General features: G+C 44.9%; 14 protein-coding genes, 21 tRNA genes, 3 rRNA genes and 1 riboswitch. Of the genes, 32 read left to right on the top strand and 6 right to left on the bottom strand.

Features of this window, described 5'->3' with window-relative positions; genetic code table 11:
• Nucleotides 1-96: 96 nt before the first annotated feature.
• The gene (gene betB / locus NSS65_RS14770; protein ID WP_326135343.1) at nt 97-1,566 is read left to right on the top strand and encodes a betaine-aldehyde dehydrogenase; all 1,470 of its coding nucleotides are present in this window, start codon (nt 97-99) and stop codon (nt 1,564-1,566) included.
• Between the two features lie 27 nt (nt 1,567-1,593).
• On the top strand, nt 1,594-2,802 hold the full coding sequence (locus tag NSS65_RS14765; RefSeq protein ID WP_025094230.1) for an iron-containing alcohol dehydrogenase: 1,209 nt from the start codon (nt 1,594-1,596) through the stop codon (nt 2,800-2,802).
• Nucleotides 2,803-2,841: 39 nt separating this feature from the next.
• On the opposite strand, the gene NSS65_RS14760 is transcribed toward NSS65_RS14765, so the two are convergent.
• Nucleotides 2,842-3,321 carry a DinB family protein gene (locus tag NSS65_RS14760; protein ID WP_024425883.1) on the bottom strand — a complete coding sequence of 160 codons (480 nt, stop codon included), beginning with the start codon at nt 3,319-3,321 and terminating at the stop codon, nt 2,842-2,844.
• 206 nt (nt 3,322-3,527) lie between these two features.
• Between NSS65_RS14760 and NSS65_RS14755 the strand changes: the two genes are divergently transcribed.
• The 3 genes from NSS65_RS14755 to NSS65_RS14745 all read left to right on the top strand — a co-directional run bounded on the left by NSS65_RS14755 (nt 3,528) and on the right by NSS65_RS14745 (nt 6,314).
• Nucleotides 3,528-4,058, top strand: a complete 531-nt coding sequence (locus tag NSS65_RS14755) for a hypothetical protein (protein ID WP_034284306.1) — start codon at nt 3,528-3,530, stop codon at nt 4,056-4,058.
• An 11-nt stretch (nt 4,059-4,069) separates the two neighbouring features.
• Nucleotides 4,070-5,617, top strand: coding sequence for a flotillin family protein (locus tag NSS65_RS14750; RefSeq protein ID WP_034284308.1), 1,548 nt, complete (start codon nt 4,070-4,072; stop codon nt 5,615-5,617).
• Between the two features lie 142 nt (nt 5,618-5,759).
• Complete coding sequence (locus NSS65_RS14745) at nt 5,760-6,314, top strand: GNAT family N-acetyltransferase (protein WP_034284309.1); 555 nt, start codon at nt 5,760-5,762, stop codon at nt 6,312-6,314.
• On the opposite strand, the gene NSS65_RS14740 is transcribed toward NSS65_RS14745, so the two are convergent.
• Together NSS65_RS14740 and thiT are read right to left on the bottom strand one after the other, a co-directional pair.
• On the bottom strand, nt 6,274-6,462 hold the full coding sequence (locus NSS65_RS14740; protein WP_024423229.1) for a hypothetical protein: 189 nt from the start codon (nt 6,460-6,462) through the stop codon (nt 6,274-6,276). The genes NSS65_RS14745 and NSS65_RS14740 overlap by 41 nt on opposite strands.
• A 92-nt stretch (nt 6,463-6,554) precedes the next feature.
• Nucleotides 6,555-7,130, bottom strand: a complete 576-nt coding sequence (gene thiT / locus NSS65_RS14735; RefSeq protein WP_098677641.1) for an energy-coupled thiamine transporter ThiT — start codon at nt 7,128-7,130, stop codon at nt 6,555-6,557.
• Between the two features lie 98 nt (nt 7,131-7,228).
• Nucleotides 7,229-7,330: riboswitch (TPP riboswitch) on the bottom strand.
• Between the two features lie 390 nt (nt 7,331-7,720).
• Between thiT and NSS65_RS14730 the strand changes: the two genes are divergently transcribed.
• The 24 genes from NSS65_RS14730 (at nt 7,721) to NSS65_RS14615 (ending at nt 15,006) form a co-directional block, all read left to right on the top strand.
• Nucleotides 7,721-9,269, top strand: a 16S ribosomal RNA gene (locus tag NSS65_RS14730).
• A gap of 182 nt (nt 9,270-9,451) precedes the next feature.
• A 23S ribosomal RNA gene (locus NSS65_RS14725) occupies nt 9,452-12,382 on the top strand.
• A 61-nt stretch (nt 12,383-12,443) separates the two neighbouring features.
• Nucleotides 12,444-12,559: ribosomal RNA gene (gene rrf, locus NSS65_RS14720) — 5S ribosomal RNA — on the top strand.
• Together the 16S, 23S and 5S rRNA genes form the textbook arrangement of a ribosomal RNA operon.
• A 521-nt stretch (nt 12,560-13,080) precedes the next feature.
• Nucleotides 13,081-13,156: transfer RNA gene (locus NSS65_RS14715), tRNA-Val, on the top strand.
• A gap of 33 nt (nt 13,157-13,189) precedes the next feature.
• Nucleotides 13,190-13,265 (top strand) — tRNA-Thr (locus tag NSS65_RS14710).
• Between the two features lie 37 nt (nt 13,266-13,302).
• Nucleotides 13,303-13,378, top strand: a tRNA-Lys gene (locus NSS65_RS14705).
• A gap of 8 nt (nt 13,379-13,386) precedes the next feature.
• Nucleotides 13,387-13,469 (top strand) — tRNA-Leu (locus NSS65_RS14700).
• A gap of 30 nt (nt 13,470-13,499) precedes the next feature.
• Nucleotides 13,500-13,571 (top strand) — tRNA-Gly (locus NSS65_RS14695).
• 12 nt (nt 13,572-13,583) lie between these two features.
• Nucleotides 13,584-13,669: transfer RNA gene (locus NSS65_RS14690), tRNA-Leu, on the top strand.
• 10 nt (nt 13,670-13,679) lie between these two features.
• A tRNA-Arg gene (locus tag NSS65_RS14685) sits at nt 13,680-13,756 on the top strand.
• A 7-nt stretch (nt 13,757-13,763) separates the two neighbouring features.
• A tRNA-Pro gene (locus NSS65_RS14680) sits at nt 13,764-13,840 on the top strand.
• An 8-nt stretch (nt 13,841-13,848) separates the two neighbouring features.
• Nucleotides 13,849-13,921, top strand: a tRNA-Ala gene (locus NSS65_RS14675).
• Nucleotides 13,922-13,946: 25 nt separating this feature from the next.
• Nucleotides 13,947-14,020 (top strand) — tRNA-Met (locus tag NSS65_RS14670).
• Nucleotides 14,021-14,024: 4 nt separating this feature from the next.
• A tRNA-Ile gene (locus NSS65_RS14665) sits at nt 14,025-14,101 on the top strand.
• Between the two features lie 7 nt (nt 14,102-14,108).
• Nucleotides 14,109-14,201, top strand: a tRNA-Ser gene (locus NSS65_RS14660).
• Between the two features lie 22 nt (nt 14,202-14,223).
• Nucleotides 14,224-14,300: transfer RNA gene (locus NSS65_RS14655), tRNA-Met, on the top strand.
• Between the two features lie 4 nt (nt 14,301-14,304).
• Nucleotides 14,305-14,381, top strand: a tRNA-Asp gene (locus NSS65_RS14650).
• 18 nt (nt 14,382-14,399) lie between these two features.
• A tRNA-Phe gene (locus NSS65_RS14645) sits at nt 14,400-14,472 on the top strand.
• Nucleotides 14,473-14,497: 25 nt separating this feature from the next.
• Nucleotides 14,498-14,573, top strand: a tRNA-His gene (locus NSS65_RS14640).
• A gap of 11 nt (nt 14,574-14,584) precedes the next feature.
• Nucleotides 14,585-14,658: transfer RNA gene (locus tag NSS65_RS14635), tRNA-Gly, on the top strand.
• A gap of 17 nt (nt 14,659-14,675) precedes the next feature.
• A tRNA-Ile gene (locus NSS65_RS14630) sits at nt 14,676-14,752 on the top strand.
• A gap of 6 nt (nt 14,753-14,758) precedes the next feature.
• Nucleotides 14,759-14,833, top strand: a tRNA-Asn gene (locus NSS65_RS14625).
• Between the two features lie 3 nt (nt 14,834-14,836).
• Nucleotides 14,837-14,927, top strand: a tRNA-Ser gene (locus NSS65_RS14620).
• A gap of 7 nt (nt 14,928-14,934) precedes the next feature.
• Nucleotides 14,935-15,006 (top strand) — tRNA-Glu (locus NSS65_RS14615).
• Between the two features lie 76 nt (nt 15,007-15,082).
• On the opposite strand, the gene NSS65_RS14610 is transcribed toward NSS65_RS14615, so the two are convergent.
• From NSS65_RS14610 to NSS65_RS14600, 3 genes are all read right to left on the bottom strand, one after another.
• Complete coding sequence (locus NSS65_RS14610; RefSeq protein WP_034279363.1) at nt 15,083-15,559, bottom strand: tryptophan-rich sensory protein; 477 nt, start codon at nt 15,557-15,559, stop codon at nt 15,083-15,085.
• An 86-nt stretch (nt 15,560-15,645) separates the two neighbouring features.
• A complete protein-coding gene (locus tag NSS65_RS14605; RefSeq protein ID WP_070326288.1) occupies nt 15,646-16,380 on the bottom strand; it encodes a TraR/DksA C4-type zinc finger protein in 735 nt (244 codons plus the stop codon).
• A gap of 118 nt (nt 16,381-16,498) precedes the next feature.
• Nucleotides 16,499-17,437 (bottom strand): 1,4-dihydroxy-2-naphthoate polyprenyltransferase, encoded by a 939-nt coding sequence (locus NSS65_RS14600; RefSeq protein WP_070326289.1) that lies wholly within the window; start codon nt 17,435-17,437, stop codon nt 16,499-16,501.
• A gap of 382 nt (nt 17,438-17,819) precedes the next feature.
• Here NSS65_RS14600 and NSS65_RS14595 point away from each other — a divergent pair, with 382 nt between their 5' ends.
• From NSS65_RS14595 to menH, 3 genes are read left to right on the top strand one after another with little or no spacing between them, the layout of a single operon-like run.
• Nucleotides 17,820-19,238, top strand: a complete 1,419-nt coding sequence (locus tag NSS65_RS14595) for an isochorismate synthase (RefSeq protein ID WP_070326290.1) — start codon at nt 17,820-17,822, stop codon at nt 19,236-19,238.
• A complete protein-coding gene (gene menD / locus NSS65_RS14590) occupies nt 19,231-20,970 on the top strand; it encodes a 2-succinyl-5-enolpyruvyl-6-hydroxy-3-cyclohexene-1-carboxylic-acid synthase (protein ID WP_070326291.1) in 1,740 nt (579 codons plus the stop codon). Before NSS65_RS14595 ends, menD begins: the two co-directional genes overlap by 8 nt.
• Complete coding sequence (gene menH, locus NSS65_RS14585; RefSeq protein ID WP_070326292.1) at nt 20,958-21,785, top strand: 2-succinyl-6-hydroxy-2,4-cyclohexadiene-1-carboxylate synthase; 828 nt, start codon at nt 20,958-20,960, stop codon at nt 21,783-21,785. The genes menD and menH overlap by 13 nt, the downstream gene beginning before the upstream one ends.
• The last annotated feature ends 6 nt before the right edge of the window (nt 21,786-21,791 follow it).

Genomic DNA, 21,791 nt, shown 5'->3' with positions numbered 1-21,791 from the left:
TGACAGAAAAATTTGAACATGATAAGTTAATTATGTTCAAAACGTTAAATTTTTATTTAACAAACTTACCAAAGAGAATCAGAGGAGGTTCCTTCTATGAGTCAAACACTATTTATAGACGGACAATGGGTTGGCGCTAAAAGTAGCGACACACGGGATATCATCAATCCGTTCAATCAAGAAGTGATCGCGACAGTCAGCGAAGGATCTAGAAATGACGCGCAGCTAGCCATTAAAGCAGCGAGAAAAGCCTTCGATCAAGGGGACTGGGCAAACATGCCTGGACTTGAAAGAGGAAATATTGTGTTTAAGATAGCTGAATTGATTAGACGTGATCTTGATGAACTAGCCAAATTGGAATCGCTTGATACAGGCAAAACATTAGAGGAAAGCAAAGCAGATATGGACGATATTGCGAACGTGTTCCAATATTACGCAGGTCTGGCTGATAAAGATGGCGGGGAAATCATAGCATCGCCAATTCCAAACTCGAAAAGTGAATTAGTCAGAGAGCCTGTCGGTGTATGCGGACAAATCACTCCTTGGAACTATCCATTGCTTCAAGCAAGCTGGAAAATCGCTCCTGCACTTGCGGCGGGAAATACAATCGTTTTAAAGCCAAGTGAAATCACACCACTCACCACAATAAAAGTATTTAAACTCATGGAAGAAGCGGGCGTTCCAGCAGGCGTTGCAAACCTAGTGCTTGGACCTGGGGCAACCGTTGGAGATGAGCTTGCTGTAAATGATCAAGTAGATCTGATTTCATTTACAGGCGGTATTGAAACAGGGAAGAAAATTATGCAGGGAGCTAGCGGGAATGTGAAAAAAATAGCCCTTGAGCTTGGCGGAAAGAATCCGAATATTGTGTTTCAAGATGCTGATTTAGACGTAGCGGTTGACCAGGCAATGAATGCTGTGTTTTTCCATGCAGGGCAAGTGTGTTCAGCAGGTTCACGTTTGCTGGTGGAAGAATCCATTCATGATGAATTTTTAGAAGAACTGGTGAAGCGTACGAAAAAAATCAAGCTAGGCAGCGGCTTTGATGAAGATACCCAGAGCGGGCCGCTCATCTCAGCTGAGCATCGAGAAAAAGTAGAAAAATACGTCAGCATCGGTTTAGAAGAAGGCGCTAAGTTAGAGACAGGCGGAAAAAGACCTGACGCAGAGGCGCTGCAAAATGGGTTCTTCTACTTGCCGACCATTTTCTCAGGCTGCACGTCAGATATGCGGATTGTACAGGAAGAAGTCTTTGGACCTGTCCTGACAGTCGAATCCTTCCGTACAGAGGAAGAAGTCATCAAGCTGGCAAATGATACGATTTATGGATTAGCAGGAGCTGTGTGGTCTTCTGATATCAGCAAGGCCGAAAGAGTGGCTCGACAATTAAGATTGGGCACGGTTTGGATCAATGACTTCCATCCTTATTTCGCTCAAGCACCTTGGGGTGGCTACAAGCAATCAGGCATTGGGCGCGAATTAGGACGCACGGGGCTTGAAGAATATACCGAACTGAAGCATTTATATCGAAATACAAAACCTGAAGCGGTTCATTGGTTTAAATAAAAATTAAGCATTTGGAGGAGATTCTTTATGACACTAAATATGAAAATTGAAAGCATGCAGAAATTCCACACATTTGAAATTCCGACTGTTATCAAACACGGCATTGGTGCAGTGAAACATGTTGGGGAAGAAGTAAAAGCATACGGCGTTTCAAAGGTATTGCTTGTAACAGACCCTGGTATTTATCAAGCCGGCGTGGTGGACCCAGTAATTGCTTCATTAAAAGAAGCACAAATCGATGTCGTTCTATTTGATAAAGTAGAGCCAAATCCGCCAGTCCGTCTAGTGAACGAAGGATCTGCTTTATATGAAAAAGAAGGCTGTAATGGATTAGTCGCAGTAGGCGGCGGCAGTTCAATGGATACAGCAAAGGCAATCGGAGTAGAGGCGACTCATGAAGGCTCAGTCCTTGATTACGAAGCGGCAGAGGGAAAAAAACCGCTAGAAAACAGAATCCCTCCTTTAACCACTATTCCGACAACAGCTGGTACAGGTTCAGAGGTAACGCAGTGGGCGGTCATTACTGATGAAGAAAGAGAATTCAAATTCAATACTGGTGGACCTCTCATTGCAGCTCATCTAACAGTCATTGATCCAGAGCTTCATGTGTCCATGCCGCCTCATGTGACAGCAATGACTGGAATTGACGCGCTTGCTCACGCGATTGAATGCTATACGATGAAATTTGCTCAGCCGATTACAGATGCGGTAGCGCTCATGGCAATTGAATATGCAGCTCATTATATTCGCCGTGCCTTTGCTGATGGCGAGGACTTAGAAGCCAGATATGGAATGGCACAAGCTGCGATGCTTGCCGGGCTTTCTTATGGAAGTGAATCAGCTGGAGCTGCACATGCGATGAGTCAAACACTCGGAGGTATTATTCCTGTCGCTCACGGTCAGTGTGTTGCAGCGATGATGGGACCAGTGATGGAGTATAACTGGAAAGGGTATCCGGAAAAATTCGCTCGAATTGCGCAAGCGTTTGGGATTGATACAAGCAGAATGACAACAGAGGAAGCAGCCAAAGCAGCTGTGAACTGGATGTATGATTTAGTAGAGGATTTAGAAGTTCCTTCATTAGAAGAACAAGGTGTATCAAAAGATATGATTGATCGTTTATCTAAAGAAGCAATGAAAGATCCGCAAACAGTTGGAAACCCAAGAGATTTAAACGAAAAAGCGTACAAATGGATTTATGCTCGCTGCTTTGAGTTAACACCTAAAACGGTGTAACAATGAAAAAAGGCTCCCAAAAGGGAGTCTTTTTTATGCCTATAGTTGTTCTTTAATTTCTTTGATTTGATGAATATGGCGTTTTTCGTGTGCGCCGATAAAATCAAGGTATTGCTTAAGGGATAGCTCTTTAAACACAGGATGTGCAATGACGCGTTTGAAATCTTCCTCAGTAAATGTGGATAAAATTTGATTGAGTTGCTCACGTGCAGTATCGAGCTCATCCTTTAAATGTGTAGGTGTTACATGCTTGCGTTCAGGCTCAACAATACTAGGCGCAGTGGCTTTTTTCGAACGGTCCTCTGCCATTTCTACCGGTTTTGGTTCATATTCTTTAATCGGTGCTTTTTTACCCTCAGCAGCTAGATGTTTTGCTGCAACTAGGTCCATTTTCTTTAAATGATCTGCTACCTCTTGAATACTCCAAGTATCATCAGATAATTTTTGGTTCAATTGTTCTTCGCTCAAACCTTGCAGCTCGTGCCACAATTCTTGTCTCGCTTCATGTAATATACTCATTTTCTCATCACCTCAAGATCAAATTTTAACATAATGGTACATGACAATCATTCTTGAGCTATCCGAAAATCCCTTTGAAGAATTGTGATGAAATATGAAACCTTTACAAAAGTGGTTCGTATTACCTGTTAGAAGGAATACATTGGAGGTGGGTGTGGTCTAAATGAAACAAAAGATGTTCATTTCATGAAGAAAGGATGAGGAAGATGGATGTGTTCGGGCTGCCTCTTCAGACGCTGTATTTATACATATTAATGATATCAGGAATCCTGACACTTGTTTTCGTCTTTTTCGGCGATGTATTTGATGGATTATTTGAAGCGATCCCTGTTCCATTCCTTCAACCAACATTGATCCTCGCATTTCTTACCTTTTTCTCGGCTGGAGGGTTTATCTCTGAAAAAACAGCAATTGTAGGAAGTGGGCTTGGCGCAGTATTATCTGCGATCCTCGCAGTGATCCTTGTGACCTGTTTGAATGTATTTGTATTAGTCCCGCTTTCCTCTGCTGAAGAATCTCTCTCTTATACGGAAGCCGATTTAAAAGGAAGAACTGGGGAGATCATTGTATCTGTTCCAAAAGACGGATTTGGAGAAGTGCTGTTAATCAGTAATAGCGGGAAAATCTCAAAGCCAGCTGTCAGTTTCGACCAAGAGGAGATTCCATATGGAACCCGTGTGCTAGTTGTCGAAGTGAACAAAGGCGTCTTATCTGTTATACCAAATGAAGAAATCTAGGAGGGAATGCTATGCCAGGAACAACTATTTTAGTGATCATTGGAATCGTGCTTGTGATTCTTATTGCACTTATTGGTGTATTTGTTTCTAAATACCGGACAGCAGGTCCAGATGAAGCATTAATCGTTACAGGAAGTTACCTAGGAAGTAAAAATGTCCACGTGGATGAAGGTGGAAACAAGATTAAGATTGTAAGAGGCGGCGGTACCTTTGTACTTCCAGTCTTTCAACAAGCAGAGCCGCTCAGCTTACTATCTAGCAAGCTAGATGTTTCAACCCCTGAAGTCTATACCGAACAAGGTGTACCAGTCATGGCGGATGGAACGGCCATCATAAAAATTGGCGGATCGATTGAAGAAATTGCTACTGCTGCAGAGCAATTTTTAGGTAAAACAAAAGAAGACCGCGAAAACGAAGCAAGAGAAGTATTAGAAGGCCATCTTCGTTCCATCTTAGGATCAATGACAGTTGAAGAGATTTATAAAAACAGAGAGAAATTTTCTCAAGAAGTACAACGTGTCGCTTCTCAAGATTTAGCGAAAATGGGTCTTGTCATTGTATCGTTTACGATTAAAGATGTTCGTGATAAAAATGGCTATTTAGAATCTCTAGGTAAACCAAGAATTGCCCAAGTAAAACGCGATGCAGATATTGCAACAGCTGAAGCAGATAAAGAAACACGTATCAAACGTGCCGAAGCAGATAAAGATGCGAAGAAATCTGAGCTTGAGCGTGCTACTGAAATCGCTGAAGCAGAAAAGATCAATGAGCTGAAAAGAGCAGAATTCAGACGTGAACAGGATACGGCGAAAGCAAGTGCTGACCAAGCGTACGATCTAGAAACAGCTCGTAACCGTCAGCACGTAACTGAACAAGAAATGCAAGTCAAAATCATTGAGCGTCAGAAACAAATTGAATTAGAAGAAAAAGAGATTCAGCGTCGTGAACGTCAATACGATTCTGAAGTGAAAAAGAAAGCAGATGCGGACCGTTATGCTGTTGAGCAGTCGGCTGCCGCGGAAAAAGCGAAACGCCTTGCTGAAGCAGATGCGAAGAAATACAGCATTGAAGCAATGGCAAAAGCAGAAGCTGAGAAAGTCCGTATTGACGGGCTTGCCAAAGCGGAAGCGGATCGTGCAAAAGGGGAAACAGAAGCAGAAGTCATTAGACTAAAAGGACTTGCAGAAGCGGAAGCGAAAGAGAAAATCGCTGAAGCATTCGAACAGTATGGTCAGGCAGCGATCCTTGATATGATTGTGAAAATGCTACCTGAATATGCGAAGCAAGTATCTGCACCACTTTCTAACATTGATAAAATTACTGTTGTGGATACGGGCGGTAACGGGGAAGGCAGCGGTGCCAATAAAGTTACAGGCTATGCCACAAACCTCATGTCCAGTCTGCAAGAAAGTCTGAAAGCATCCTCTGGAATAGATGTGAAAGAAATTATTGAGAACTTTTCCGGCAAAGGAAATGTGAAGCAAAGCATTCAAGAGCTGACAAACGAAATCAAACAGCCAAGAAAAAAAGAGATCGCTGATACTCAAATAGAAGAATAAAATCAATAGACACCTTCCAGCAGAAGGTGTCTATTTTTTATAGAAGAAGTTTTAACCATTGAAATACAGACCATTGAATTCTACGTAATAGGAATTTATGATAATGAAGATAGGGTGTAAAAAACTAAAAGGAGTGGTGCGGATGAAGGTGAGACATGCTGTACATCAAGATATTCCTAAAATCGCCGAAATACATGTGAAGAGCTGGCAAACGACTTATCAAGGCATTATTAATCAGGATTATTTGGATGGTTTAAATATAAAAGATCGGAAAGAGAGCTGGAGAAAAAGATCGCTTGAAGGCACGTTTGTCGCAGAAGATGCGGATGGCGTATTTGGTTTTGCTTCTTTCGGAAAACAACGTGACGAACGTTATTCTACATATGATGGAGAGCTGTATGCCATCTATTTATTACAACAGAAACAGAAATCAGGTGCGGGTATTGCTTTAATTGCTAAAGGTGTCGATTATTTAATAGAAAAAGGGTATCAGAGGTTGATGCTATGGGTGTTTGAGCAAAATTCGGCAAAACAATTTTATCAAAAACTTCAACCTAGTTTTGTCGTTACCAGCCAGTTCGAGCTGGCTGGCGAGAACCATAATGAAATAGGGTATGGATGGGAGCTCTCTATATTGAATAACCATGTACAGCGGATTAAATCGTCAGCTTCCAGTAATAATGAGAGAAAAAAGTGAAGAGCACAGCAAGCAGCATGTAAGAAATAAACGGTGAAGCTTCTACTTTTCCTTTCACGCCTGCTATTTTTAAAGCTTCATAGAAACCTGCCAAAAAATAAGCAAGACTGAGAATATAGCAGCACAGCATAATGGAGTAAGGGCTCATTGTCGTACCTCCAGCATGAAATCTTCTATTATTAATAGATTCCATAGAGCAGCAAATTATGCATAAAAAAATAACCAGCTGAAATCAGCCGGTTATTTTTGACGAGGAAAAACCAAACGAGATGCACTTGGGATGAGTATACAAAGAACGATACTGCAAATAATAAATGAAGGAACCATATATGTGCTGTTATAAATTAAAGAGTAGACCCATCCTGGTGTTCCTTTCGGTGCATATTGAGAGAAGAAAACGACGCCAGAAATAAAGAACGTCAGCAGTCTGAATAAACTAGCAACAAAAACAGCTAAGGTAATATAGAAGAATTGCTGTTTTCGCTTTTGATCCTGAATGGCTTTTTTGATCAGTCCAGAAAACAGGCCGCTTAAAGAAATGACAACAGATGCAACGAAGTAATCGAGGAATCCTTGAACAGGTGTAGCGATGATCGGGCTATTCATCAGCTGAAGACCTGCGATTAACACACCGATGATAAATCCGGTAGATATTCCCCATCTAATAGACATGAGAATAACGGGAATCATAATCAGCGCAAGAGAACCGCCATTGGGCATTCTTAAAAAGAGACCTGATAAGTAATCTAATACAAGTGCAAGTGAAGTCATAATCGCGATTTCCATCAGTCGTACCAATTGATTTGATTGCTGCATAAAAAAATCTCCTTTTTCATGAATTGAGCAAGGAGAGACCGTGTAAGGATGAGTATGTTATTCATAGAAAAACATATCGATTTGAATACACCGTATGTATTCAAGTGATTCCACATTCCTACTTCAGTATTAACTGACAGGTTCAAAGGGTCAGAACAACGAATGTTCACTCTCAGCACAAAGCTCCCCCTGCGGTTATTTAATTTCAATCTATTATAAATATACTAAAGACCTGCAGGATCAACAATAGACAATTCCCGAGATAAGCAGCATTTGTATCAATATATAGGAAGAGATAAGGAAAAATAAATTATTTAGAAAAAATACTTGTTTCTTCTTTCAAAAGGTGTTATATTTGTATTCGCCGCTGAAACAGCGCGGTTGATAAATAACATTAAGAAAAAAGTTGTTGACTTTATCTTGATAGAATGTTATATTAATAAAGTCGCCTCTGGGAGACGACGAAGATGATCTTTGAAAACTAAACAAGACAAAACGTACCTGTTAATTCGAGTTTTTATAAAAAAATCCTATGAAATTTCATAGGTAGTCAGTCAAACTGGCGAAAAGCAAAACTTCGGTTTTGTACTTTTTCGGAGAGTTTGATCCTGGCTCAGGACGAACGCTGGCGGCGTGCCTAATACATGCAAGTCGAGCGGACAGAAGGGAGCTTGCTCCCGGATGTTAGCGGCGGACGGGTGAGTAACACGTGGGTAACCTGCCTGTAAGACTGGGATAACTCCGGGAAACCGGAGCTAATACCGGATAGTTCCTTGAACCGCATGGTTCAAGGATGAAAGACGGTTTCGGCTGTCACTTACAGATGGACCCGCGGCGCATTAGCTAGTTGGTGGGGTAATGGCTCACCAAGGCGACGATGCGTAGCCGACCTGAGAGGGTGATCGGCCACACTGGGACTGAGACACGGCCCAGACTCCTACGGGAGGCAGCAGTAGGGAATCTTCCGCAATGGACGAAAGTCTGACGGAGCAACGCCGCGTGAGTGATGAAGGTTTTCGGATCGTAAAGCTCTGTTGTTAGGGAAGAACAAGTGCGAGAGTAACTGCTCGCACCTTGACGGTACCTAACCAGAAAGCCACGGCTAACTACGTGCCAGCAGCCGCGGTAATACGTAGGTGGCAAGCGTTGTCCGGAATTATTGGGCGTAAAGGGCTCGCAGGCGGTTTCTTAAGTCTGATGTGAAAGCCCCCGGCTCAACCGGGGAGGGTCATTGGAAACTGGGAAACTTGAGTGCAGAAGAGGAGAGTGGAATTCCACGTGTAGCGGTGAAATGCGTAGAGATGTGGAGGAACACCAGTGGCGAAGGCGACTCTCTGGTCTGTAACTGACGCTGAGGAGCGAAAGCGTGGGGAGCGAACAGGATTAGATACCCTGGTAGTCCACGCCGTAAACGATGAGTGCTAAGTGTTAGGGGGTTTCCGCCCCTTAGTGCTGCAGCTAACGCATTAAGCACTCCGCCTGGGGAGTACGGTCGCAAGACTGAAACTCAAAGGAATTGACGGGGGCCCGCACAAGCGGTGGAGCATGTGGTTTAATTCGAAGCAACGCGAAGAACCTTACCAGGTCTTGACATCCTCTGACAACCCTAGAGATAGGGCTTTCCCTTCGGGGACAGAGTGACAGGTGGTGCATGGTTGTCGTCAGCTCGTGTCGTGAGATGTTGGGTTAAGTCCCGCAACGAGCGCAACCCTTGATCTTAGTTGCCAGCATTCAGTTGGGCACTCTAAGGTGACTGCCGGTGACAAACCGGAGGAAGGTGGGGATGACGTCAAATCATCATGCCCCTTATGACCTGGGCTACACACGTGCTACAATGGACAGAACAAAGGGCTGCAAGACCGCAAGGTTTAGCCAATCCCATAAATCTGTTCTCAGTTCGGATCGCAGTCTGCAACTCGACTGCGTGAAGCTGGAATCGCTAGTAATCGCGGATCAGCATGCCGCGGTGAATACGTTCCCGGGCCTTGTACACACCGCCCGTCACACCACGAGAGTTTGCAACACCCGAAGTCGGTGAGGTAACCTTTATGGAGCCAGCCGCCGAAGGTGGGGCAGATGATTGGGGTGAAGTCGTAACAAGGTAGCCGTATCGGAAGGTGCGGCTGGATCACCTCCTTTCTAAGGATATATGGAGCAGCGTACGTTTTCGTCTTGTTTAGTTTTGAAGGATCATTCCTTCAAAACATGTCTCTAGCGAGACAGGATTGTTCTTTGAAAACTAGATAACAATAAGTAATACATTCACATTGAATGCAATGCAAAGTTCATCACACATAGTGATTCTTTCTAAAGTAAGAAATGGTTAAGTTAGAAAGGGCGCACGGTGGATGCCTTGGCACTAGGAGCCGATGAAGGACGGGACGAACACCGATATGCTTCGGGGAGCTGTAAGCAAGCTTTGATCCGGAGATTTCCGAATGGGGAAACCCACTGCTCGTAATGGAGTAGTATCCATACTTGAATACATAGAGTATGAGAAGGCATACCCGGGGAACTGAAACATCTAAGTACCCGGAGGAAGAGAAAGCAAATGCGATTCCCTGAGTAGCGGCGAGCGAAACGGGAACAGCCCAAACCAAGAGGCTTGCCTCTTGGGGTTGTAGGACACTCTATACGGAGTTACAAAGGAATGATATAAGCGAAGAGGTCTGGAAAGGCCCGCCAAAGAAGGTAACAGCCCTGTAACTGAAATGTTGTTCTCTCCAGAGTGGATCCTGAGTACGGCGGAACACGTGAAATTCCGTCGGAATCCGGGAGGACCATCTCCCAAGGCTAAATACTCCCTAGTGACCGATAGTGAACCAGTACCGTGAGGGAAAGGTGAAAAGCACCCCGGAAGGGGAGTGAAATAGATCCTGAAACCGTGTGCCTACAAGTAGTCAGAGCCCGTTAACGGGTGATGGCGTGCCTTTTGTAGAATGAACCGGCGAGTTACGATCCCGTGCAAGGTTAAGCAGAAGATGCGGAGCCGCAGCGAAAGCGAGTCTGAATAGGGCGCATGAGTACGTGGTCGTAGACCCGAAACCAGGTGATCTACCCATGTCCAGGGTGAAGTTCAGGTAACACTGAATGGAGGCCCGAACCCACGCACGTTGAAAAGTGCGGGGATGAGGTGTGGGTAGGGGTGAAATGCCAATCGAACCTGGAGATAGCTGGTTCTCTCCGAAATAGCTTTAGGGCTAGCCTCAAGGTAAGAGTCTCGGAGGTAGAGCACTGATTGGACTAGGGGCCCCTACCGGGTTACCGAATTCAGTCAAACTCCGAATGCCGATGACTTATCCTTGGGAGTCAGACTGCGAGTGATAAGATCCGTAGTCGAAAGGGAAACAGCCCAGACCGCCAGCTAAGGTCCCAAAGTATACGTTAAGTGGAAAAGGATGTGGAGTTGCTTAGACAACCAGGATGTTGGCTTAGAAGCAGCCACCATTTAAAGAGTGCGTAATAGCTCACTGGTCGAGTGACTCTGCGCCGAAAATGTACCGGGGCTAAACGTATCACCGAAGCTGCGGACTGTTCTTACGAACAGTGGTAGGAGAGCGTTCTAAGGGCTGTGAAGCCAGACCGGAAGGACTGGTGGAGCGCTTAGAAGTGAGAATGCCGGTATGAGTAGCGAAAGACGGGTGAGAATCCCGTCCACCGAATGCCTAAGGTTTCCTGAGGAAGGCTCGTCCGCTCAGGGTTAGTCGGGACCTAAGCCGAGGCCGAAAGGCGTAGGCGATGGACAACAGGTTGATATTCCTGTACCACCTCCTCACCATTTGAGCAATGGGGGGACGCAGGAGGATAGGGTAAGCGCGGTATTGGATATCCGCGTCCAAGCAGTTAGGCTGGGAAATAGGCAAATCCGTTTCCCGTAAAGGCTGAGCTGTGATGGCGAGCGAAATTTAGTAGCGAAGTTCCTGATTCCACACTGCCAAGAAAAGCCTCTAGCGAGGTGAGAGGTGCCCGTACCGCAAACCGACACAGGTAGGCGAGGAGAGAATCCTAAGGTGATCGAGAGAACTCTCGTTAAGGAACTCGGCAAAATGACCCCGTAACTTCGGGAGAAGGGGTGCTTCTTAGGGTGTTAAAGCCCCGAGAAGCCGCAGTGAATAGGCCCAGGCGACTGTTTAGCAAAAACACAGGTCTCTGCGAAGCCGTAAGGCGAAGTATAGGGGCTGACGCCTGCCCGGTGCTGGAAGGTTAAGAGGAGCGCTTAGCGTAAGCGAAGGTGCGAATTGAAGCCCCAGTAAACGGCGGCCGTAACTATAACGGTCCTAAGGTAGCGAAATTCCTTGTCGGGTAAGTTCCGACCCGCACGAAAGGCGCAACGATCTGGGCACTGTCTCAACGAGAGACTCGGTGAAATTATAGTACCTGTGAAGATGCAGGTTACCCGCGACAGGACGGAAAGACCCCGTGGAGCTTTACTGCAGCCTGATATTGAATGTTGGTACAGCTTGTACAGGATAGGTAGGAGCCTTGGAAACCGGAGCGCTAGCTTCGGTGGAGGCATCGGTGGGATACTACCCTGGCTGTATTGACCTTCTAACCCGCTGCCCTTATCGGGCAGGGAGACAGTGTCAGGTGGGCAGTTTGACTGGGGCGGTCGCCTCCTAAAATGTAACGGAGGCGCCCAAAGGTTCCCTCAGAATGGTTGGAAATCATTCGCAGAGTGTAAAGGCACAAGGGAGCTTGACTGCGAGACCTACAAGTCGAGCAGGGACGAAAGTCGGGCTTAGTGATCCGGTGGTTCCGCATGGAAGGGCCATCGCTCAACGGATAAAAGCTACCCCGGGGATAACAGGCTTATCTCCCCCAAGAGTCCACATCGACGGGGAGGTTTGGCACCTCGATGTCGGCTCATCGCATCCTGGGGCTGTAGTCGGTCCCAAGGGTTGGGCTGTTCGCCCATTAAAGCGGTACGCGAGCTGGGTTCAGAACGTCGTGAGACAGTTCGGTCCCTATCCGTCGCGGGCGCAGGAAATTTGAGAGGAGCTGTCCTTAGTACGAGAGGACCGGGATGGACGCACCGCTGGTGTACCAGTTGTTCTGCCAAGGGCATCGCTGGGTAGCTATGTGCGGACGGGATAAGTGCTGAAAGCATCTAAGCATGAAGCCCCCCTCAAGATGAGATTTCCCATTCCGCAAGGAAGTAAGATCCCTGAAAGATGATCAGGTTGATAGGTCTGAGGTGGAAGCGTGGTGACACGTGGAGCTGACAGATACTAATAGATCGAGGACTTAACCTATATTCTAATGTGAAGCATGAACATTGTTATCTAGTTTTGAGAGAACATTCTCTCCATCAGGTTTGGTGGCGATAGCGAAGAGGTCACACCCGTTCCCATACCGAACACGGAAGTTAAGCTCTTCAGCGCCGATGGTAGTTGGGGGTTTCCCCCTGTGAGAGTAGGACGTCGCCAAGCTTCTATTAGGATCAGTTCCAGTCGGAACTGGTCTTTTTTGTGCAAGTTGAGGGTACATACATTCACTTGTTTGATAAAAGATCGTGGCTTCATTTTATGTCCACAAGCAGCGTGTGAAATACTTGGATATAAAGAGAAAAAGAGTCTATCGCATAAACCATTATCTATAAAAAAACAATAGAGAGACAGAGTATCAGCTTATATAGGGAAATTAAAGATGTGTAAGCCTCTATGATTTTTTATAAATGCTTACGGCTAAAGAGATACATATATCATTAAAGTATAAAAATGAGGGACTGCTAATATTTCTGAAGGAATCGAACGTTTTAAAAGAGAATATAGAAGAGAGAAGTTCAGCTGCTGAACGTGGAACAGTAGCTGTTTGAATAGGAGAAATGACGATCATTTGTTAAAAGAAATACGCAATGAAAATTGAAATAAAATTTTTTTAATATAGCCTTTACAAATGATTAAAACCTGTATATAATAATCTTTGTCGGATCGAGAGATTCCTACATAGTGGAGGATTAGCTCAGCTGGGAGAGCATCTGCCTTACAAGCAGAGGGTCGGCGGTTCGAGCCCGTCATCCTCCACCATATTTATTCTTACATAATGTTAGGATAGATAAAGCCGGTGTAGCTCAACTGGTAGAGCAACTGACTTGTAATCAGTAGGTTGGGGGTTCAAGTCCTCTTGCCGGCACCACTTTCATATGGTAAGATAGACAAGTCGCTTTTAAAGCGAGCCATTAGCTCAGTTGGTAGAGCATCTGACTTTTAATCAGAGGGTCGAAGGTTCGAGTCCTTCATGGCTCACCATGTTTCATGCGGGTGTGGCGGAATTGGCAGACGCGCTAGACTTAGGATCTAGTGTCTTTATGACGTGGGGGTTCAAGTCCCTTCACCCGCATTGCCAAATAAAATAAAGAAATCCTGTAATGCGGAAGTAGTTCAGTGGTAGAACACCACCTTGCCAAGGTGGGGGTCGCGGGTTCGAATCCCGTCTTCCGCTTATACCATCCACGCCGGGGTGGTGGAATTGGCAGACACACAGGACTTAAAATCCTGCGGTAGGTGACTACCGTGCCGGTTCAAGTCCGGCCCTCGGCATTATAAATAAGCGCCCGTAGCTCAATTGGATAGAGCGTTTGACTACGGATCAAAAGGTTAGGGGTTCGACTCCTCTCGGGCGCGCCATTAAGATCGGGAAGTAGCTCAGCTTGGTAGAGCACTTGGTTTGGGACCAAGGGGTCGCAGGTTCGAATCCTGTCTTCCCGACCATCTTTTATGGGGCCTTAGCTCAGCTGGGAGAGCGCCTGCCTTGCACGCAGGAGGTCAGCGGTTCGATCCCGCTAGGCTCCACTTTTTAAAAGATTATTTTGATCATGGCGGTGTAGCTCAGCTGGCTAGAGCGTACGGTTCATACCCGTGAGGTCGGGGGTTCGATCCCCTCCGCCGCTATAAAGGACCTTTAGCTCAGTTGGTTAGAGCAGACGGCTCATAACCGTCCGGTCGTAGGTTCGAGTCCTACAAGGTCCACCATCTATACGGAGGAATACCCAAGTCCGGCTGAAGGGATCGGTCTTGAAAACCGACAGGGGTGTCAAAGCCCGCGGGGGTTCGAATCCCTCTTCCTCCGCCATATTTTTTAAAACCCATATCATCGCGGGGTGGAGCAGTTCGGTAGCTCGTCGGGCTCATAACCCGAAGGTCGCAGGTTCAAATCCTGCCCCCGCAACCAAAATGGTCCGGTAGTTCAGTTGGTTAGAATGCCTGCCTGTCACGCAGGAGGTCGCGGGTTCGAGTCCCGTCCGGACCGCCATTTTTCAAGAGAATACTTGGCTCGGTAGCTCAGTTGGTAGAGCAACGGACTGAAAATCCGTGTGTCGGCGGTTCGATTCCGTCCCGAGCCACTTTTATCAAAATATTCATAGTATGGCGGTTGTGGCGAAGTGGTTAACGCACCAGATTGTGGCTCTGGCACTCGTGGGTTCGATTCCCATCAATCGCCCCATACATATTTTTGCGGGTGTAGTTTAGTGGTAAAACCTCAGCCTTCCAAGCTGATGTCGTGGGTTCGATTCCCATCACCCGCTCCATTTGTATATCTGTTCATGGGCCTGTAGCTCAGCTGGTTAGAGCGCACGCCTGATAAGCGTGAGGTCGGTGGTTCGAGTCCACTCAGGCCCACCATGATCTTCCGCAGTAGCTCAGTGGTAGAGCTATCGGCTGTTAACCGATCGGTCGTAGGTTCGAATCCTACCTGCGGAGCCAAATGGAGAAGTACTCAAGTGGCTGAAGAGGCGCCCCTGCTAAGGGTGTAGGTCGCGTAAGCGGCGCGAGGGTTCAAATCCCTCCTTCTCCGCCATTGATCTGGCCCGTTGGTCAAGCGGTTAAGACACCGCCCTTTCACGGCGGTAACACGGGTTCGAATCCCGTACGGGTCATTTTTAAAAGAGATCTTGTCAAAGATCTCTTTTTTATTTTCTCCAAAACGAAAGACCGCATCATGGCGGTCTTTTTTTACATATTCATGGAATAGATCGTATAAGACAAGTATGTGGCAAAAAAGCCCCATAAGACATAAGGAATCAGTAAAATTGGAACGACATTGCTTAGTTTACGTGAGACGATGACAAGTGCAAGTGCTGTCAGTGCGACGAGCAGGCAGTCGATTGTAGCTGCAAACAAATCCTTTTGTGTAAATTGAAAAAAGCTAAAGGCTTGATTGAAAACATAATTTAAAAGGAAAAGAATCCAAAATGGTAAAGTGATTTTTTGGAACCCATATTTTCCATAAATGATCGCTGCGGACAATGAGATGAGTGCAAATAAGACAGCCCACACAGCAGCAATGACACCGCCACCAGGCGTCCATTCTGGTTTATTCAATGCGTCATACCATTCTCTGTCGATGGGGAACAAGAATCCGGCAATAGAGAATAGTGCGTATGTAATAAAGAAGACGACAATCGCCCAAATGATACTTTTTCTAGCCATCAAGAATCTCCTCCAATCAAATTCACTCTTAAAATGATTTCCCAATAATTACATGATATAAACATAAAGCCCCCAATATGAGGGGACTAATGATTTTCTTCTGTATAAGGTTCTTCCTCGTACGGTTTCAAGTCACCAAATACCGTCATGACACCTTCTTCGTCTAGTGCTTCTTCATAGGCCTCGTGTGCTTTGGTCGGATACACCTTGCTGGCTTTTCCTTCAATATCAGCAGCTGCGAATCCTTCGTAGTCCTCCACATAATCTTCATCTTCTGATTGTGTATACACATCATCGTATGTTAGAGGAGGGAATTCCATATCAGATGGGGTCTCAGAGTTTCCGTAGCGTTCTACGTCTTGGTAGGCATCCTCTCCATCGTACGCAGCACTTTCTTCATTTTCAAATTGTCCCGCGGGAGGACTTAATAAATCCTCTTCAATCGGACGGTTTTGTGAAACGGTCTGTTCTTTTGAATGCTCTGTGCAAGTGACGGCAGTAGGCAGGGCTTCTAAGCGTTCCTTTGAAATAGGGGCTTTACAGACCTTGCACAGACCATAAGAGCCGTCAGCAATGGCTTGGAGTGCTTCATTGATGTCTAACATATGTTCATGTTCCAAGCTGTTTAAAGCAATATCTTTCCCCCGCTCGAACAGCTCTGTCCCTTGATCACCCGGGTGGTTATCATAGGCAGACAATTCACCGATCGAATCGTAAGGAAAGGATACTTTCTGTTCATCGTCATGGCTTTTGGCTTCAAGTTCTTTCTTTTCATCGAGAAGGCGCTGCTTCAAATGATGTAATTCGTCTTTAGACAACAAAGCGATCATCCTTTCATATCAAACATATTGTTAGTATGAGCAATTTTGTATATAAGACTAGTTCCAATTTGAAGCAATTCCTTATTAAAAAAACGCCTGCGGCTGCAGGCGTTCTTTGTTACGCGATATAGTATTGTAAGATTAAAGCGATCGTCAGCAGAAAACCAAAAAATGTATTGGTTTGAGCTGTAGATTTCATGGCATTCATTAATTCAATCGGCTTTTCTTTTTGTTTAAACTCTTTAATGGCTGTATAGGCTTTTGGCACACTGAGTAAAACAAGAAGACTCCAAAGACCGACGATATCTGTGAAGATATAAACAAAAATGAGTACATATGATACCAAAAACATGGAAAGTAAAATGTTCACTGCAGCTTTGCGTCCAGCAAGAATGGCAAGTGTTCTTCGTCCATTTTCCTTGTCCCCGTCTAAATCACGGATATTGTTCGACAGTAAGATGGCACCAACTAAAATAGAAATTGGTAGTGAGACGAGAACAGCTTTAGACGTCAGTGTGCCTGTTTGGATATAGAAACTAATCAGGATGATTCCTAATCCCATAAAAGCACCTGAAACAAGTTCTCCAAACGGTGTATATGCAATTGGTACAGGGCCGCCAGTATAGAAATAGCCTGCTGCCATACAAATAAGTCCTATTAGTGCAATCCACCAGCTAGACATCATGCAAATATATACCCCAAGTAATAAAGAAAGCGCAAATAGTGCATAAGCGAGGGTGAGGACTGTCTTTGGCTTCACACCGTTTCTTACAATGGCTCCGCCGATGCCGACAGATTTCTCGTTGTCCAGCCCGCGAACATAATCAAAGTACTCATTAAACATGTTTGTTGCGATTTGGATAAACATAGATGCGAACAGCATGGCTAAAAATAGCCCACCATGTATTTGACCACTTGGAAGTGCTAAAACAGTTCCTAAAGTAACGGGAATAAATGCCGCTGTTAGTGTATGCGGTCGTAGTAAATTCCACCAAATCCGCCAGTTTTTATCAGGCTTTATTGGTGAAAGCTGATCTGATATCGATTGATGCTGCATAAAATATACTCCTTTAAATAAAAAAATACGTACACGTCCAAATTCCAGTTTAGCAAAGTTCAAAAAGGTGTCAATATATTGATGCGATGAATCGGGAAAAAGATGTTTGCTAATCGTTGCCATATCGAAGGAAAGCTTGATTTTAGAACAGGTCCTGCCATTTTACCTTTGATGCTCTCGTTTCAATAAGCAGGAGCGAAAAAATCTTGAAAGCGTGATATAATAAGGATTCGAGGTTTTAAAAGCTGTTTTCTTTACTAAGTTCATCTGTTAAGGTTTATAATAGAAAAGCAGGTCATTCGACATATTCGAATGTTCATGTATTTTTTCATTATGGGTTTTATTTTTTTATGTTATTTCATGGATTTTGGAGGAATGTATCATGGTGACAACAGTGCAAAGTACTTTCCGGCAGGAAGCGCTCGCGACATTAGAAGAAGCGAATAACGTCAACCATGCTGTTTTGATAAGCTACTCCAGAAGAGTTGACGATCTGGATCCTCTTGCCTTTTTCCAAAGCGGCGAAGCGGATTTTTTAGGCGAGCGGTTTTTTTGGTCTGATCCAGAAAGCCAAATGATATTTTCTGGACTTGGCAGAGCGGCCGTCATTAAATCATCTGAGCAAGGCAAGGAACGATTCGATATAGTCCATCAAGAATGGGAACAGCTAAAGCAGCACATGTTCCATTTTCATGATGAGAAGGAGTTAAAGCAAGCGGCTGTTGGTCCGCTTTTATTTGGAGGATTCTCGTTTGATCCGCACGAAGAGAAGGCGCGTCATTGGGAAGCATTTGGCGAGGCTCATTTTTTTGTGCCATCGATCATGCTGACTGTTTCAAAAGAAGGCAGCTTTCTTACGATCAATGAGTGGAAGCAGGTGGACGGGAATGTTCATCAGCTTATTCAAGAATTAGAACAAAAGGCCTCTCGTTTCGAGACATTACCAGTACGGACTGGTGGACAAGCTGAACTTGTTCATATGGAAGAGCTGGATGTGAACGAATGGATGAAGGCGATCCAAGAAGCGACAGACCACATTCGTGCAAACGAATATGAAAAGGTTGTTTTAGCAAGAGAAGTCTTGCTTCACTATAAAAATCAAATTGAACTTGCTCCACTATTAGCAGAATTATTAAAGCATCAAACAACAAGTTATGTATTTGCGGTTGAACAGGGAAGACAAGCATTTGTCGGAGCAACGCCGGAACGCTTAGTGAAAAAAAGCGGCGGAGAGGTCTTTTCATCCTGTTTAGCAGGTTCCATTGTTCGCGGAAAAGATGAAGCGGAGGATCACGCATTAGGCGAGGAACTGCTGCATGATGAGAAGAATTTGATTGAACATCAAATTGTCGTCAATATGATTGAGCAAGCATTTAAAGCGAATTGCCTTCATGTGCATAAACCAAATCAACCAATTCTTTATAAAACAAAAAACATTCAGCATTTGTTTACACCGATTGTGGGAGAAATTAAAAGCAGCTGTTCCCTTTTTTCATTAATTGAGCAGCTTCATCCGACGCCGGCACTAGGCGGATATCCGAAGGAAAAGGCTATAGAAGTGATTCGTGAAATCGAACCGCTTAAGCGCGGCTGGTATGCAGCGCCGGTAGGCTGGATTGATTCTCAGGATAATGGAGAATTTGCTGTAGCCATTCGGTCAGGTCTTATTGAGGAAGATCATGTTCGTTTATTCGCTGGCTGCGGAATTGTAGAGGATTCCCTTGCAAAGCAGGAGTATGAGGAAACACAAGTGAAGTTAAGACCAATGCTGTCTGCTCTTGGAGGTCATCCTATTGAATAATCACATCATGACAACATATATAGGCAGATTGATGGATGAATTCGTACAAGGTGGTGTGAAAGAGGCAGTTGTCTGTCCAGGTTCTCGTTCAACTCCGCTTGCGATGCTGGCTCTTGCTCATCAAGACATCCATGTCCATGTTTTAGTGGACGAACGGTCTGCTGCTTTTTATGCGCTTGGTCTTGCAAAAGCAAGTCAATCACCAGTGCTGCTTATTTGTACATCAGGTACAGCAGCTGCTAATTTTTATCCAGCCATTGTAGAGGCGCATTATTCTCGTGTACCTCTTATTGTTTTAACTGCTGATCGGCCGCACGAATTGAGGGAAGTTGGAGCACCTCAAGCGATTGATCAGCAATTCTTATTCGGTAAGTTTGTTAAATGGTTCACAGACTTAGCTCTGCCAGAGGAAAGTCAAACAATGCTGCGATATGTTCAGACAGCAGCTGCGAGAGCAAATCACATGTCGATGCAGGAGCCAAAGGGGCCTGTTCAGATTAATGTACCTCTGAGAGAACCATTGCTTCCTGATCTGTCTATTGATCCTTTCGCGAGAGAAGAATCAGACACGAAAAAGGTATTAGCATCAGGTCAGACATTCCCAAATGATCGAGTGATGTCTGAAATCGTAACCGTCATGAACCATTGCAAAAAGGGACTGATTGTGGCTGGTGAACTTCATACACAGGAAGAAAAAGAGGCAGTTTTACGCCTTTCGAAAGCTCTTCATTTACCTATTTTAGCTGACCCGCTGTCTCTTTTGCGCAACGGACATGTAAATGAAGATCTGATTATCGATGCGTATGATTCTTTATTAAAAGATGAAGCATTACAGCAGCACCTATTGCCGGATATGGTCATTCGTTTTGGACCGATGCCTGTATCTAAGCCCTTATTCAAGTGGCTGGAAAAACATGCGGAAGTGAAGCAGATTGTTGTAGATGCAGCCGGAGGTTTTCGTGATCCTGGGTTAAGTGCTTCATACGTCATTGAAAGTACTGTGTCTGCTTTTGTAGAAGCAGCATTAAATCAAGCAGTACAACGTAAAGAGACAAGCTTCTTAAACTGCTGGCAGAATGTTAATTCTTCATTCAGAACGCATGCAGCCCGCTATTCAGATGAGGATTTGTCCTTTGAAGGGAATGTGTACCGTCAGCTTCAGCACCTCTTGCCAAAGGAGAGTGTCCTTTTTATCGGAAATAGTATGCCGATTCGTGATGTAGATACATTTTTTGAAACTCAGTCCAAGCCTTTTCGAATGATGGCCAATCGCGGAGCAAATGGCATTGACGGCGTTGTGTCCACAGCACTTGGCACGTATGCAGCATTGAAGCAGCCAGTCACTTTAGTCATTGGAGATTTATCATTTTACCATGATATGAACGGTCTGCTTGCAGCTAAGCTGATGGACATTCCGCTGACAGTTGTTTTGATAAACAATGATGGGGGAGGTATCTTTTCTTTCCTTCCGCAGGCGTCTGATGAACCGTATTATGAAAAGCTCTTCGGTACGCCGACAGGACTGAATTTTGAGTATGCATCGAAGTTATATGGGGGAACCTATTCAAAACCGGCAACGAAACAAGAGTTACATGAAGTGTATATGGCACATATCGATGAACCTGGGCTTCATTTAATTGAAATTGAAACAGATCGTCATTCCCGTGTAGACAAGCATCGTCAAATGATGGATGACATATTGGAAGAAGTGAAAAAAGAATGCCTTCTCTGATCATAAGAATGCGTGATGGGGTAGCGTACGAAGTGGTGGACCAGAACCCTTCGGCAGCAAATGCCACACTATGCTTACACGGCTTCACTGGAAGTGCAGCGTCTTGGACGTTCTTGAATGCTTATTTGGAGAATACAAGACTGATTCAGGTCAGCTTGCTCGGACATGGGCGTACGGACTCGCCAGAAAGTGTGAGAAGATATGCAATGTCTCAGCAGCTGGCAGATCTTGTAGAGATTTTAAACCAATTAAAGCTTCACAAAGTGAATATTCTCGGATATTCTATGGGAGGACGTATTGCTTTATCATTTGCCGCTCGTTATCCAGATCGTGTCAATAAATTGATCCTTGAGAGTACGTCTCCTGGGCTTCGCACTTTTAAAGAGCGGATGGCAAGACTAAAGCATGATCATCAGATTGCTCAAAAGATTAGACATGAAGGCTTAGTGAAGTTTGTGGATTTTTGGGAAAGCATTCCTTTGTTTGCGTCGCAGAAAACTTTATCAGCTGAAAGGCAGACTGAGCTGAGAGAGGGAAGACTCAAAGCCAATCCTCTTGGACTGGCTCGCAGCTTAGAAGGAATTGGAACAGGTTCACAGCCGTCTGTTTGGAAGGCGTTAAAGCATATTCATTTGCCTGCTTTGTTCATTTGTGGAACGCTTGATGAAAAGTTCTGCCATATCGGCAAACGTATGCAGCAGGAGCTGAAAGGAAGTCAATTCATTTTGGCTGAGCATGCCGGGCATACAGTTCATGTGGAACAACCACATTTTTTTGGTAAAATAGTAAGTGAGTTTATTTTAGAGCAAGATTAGAGGAGG

This window comes from Bacillus sp. FSL K6-1006, from assembly GCF_038593175.1.
In the GTDB taxonomy this organism is placed as follows: domain Bacteria; phylum Bacillota; class Bacilli; order Bacillales; family Bacillaceae; genus Bacillus; species Bacillus safensis.
Note: the sequence above shows the minus strand (reverse complement) of the source record. Positions and strands in the feature narration are given on the sequence as shown.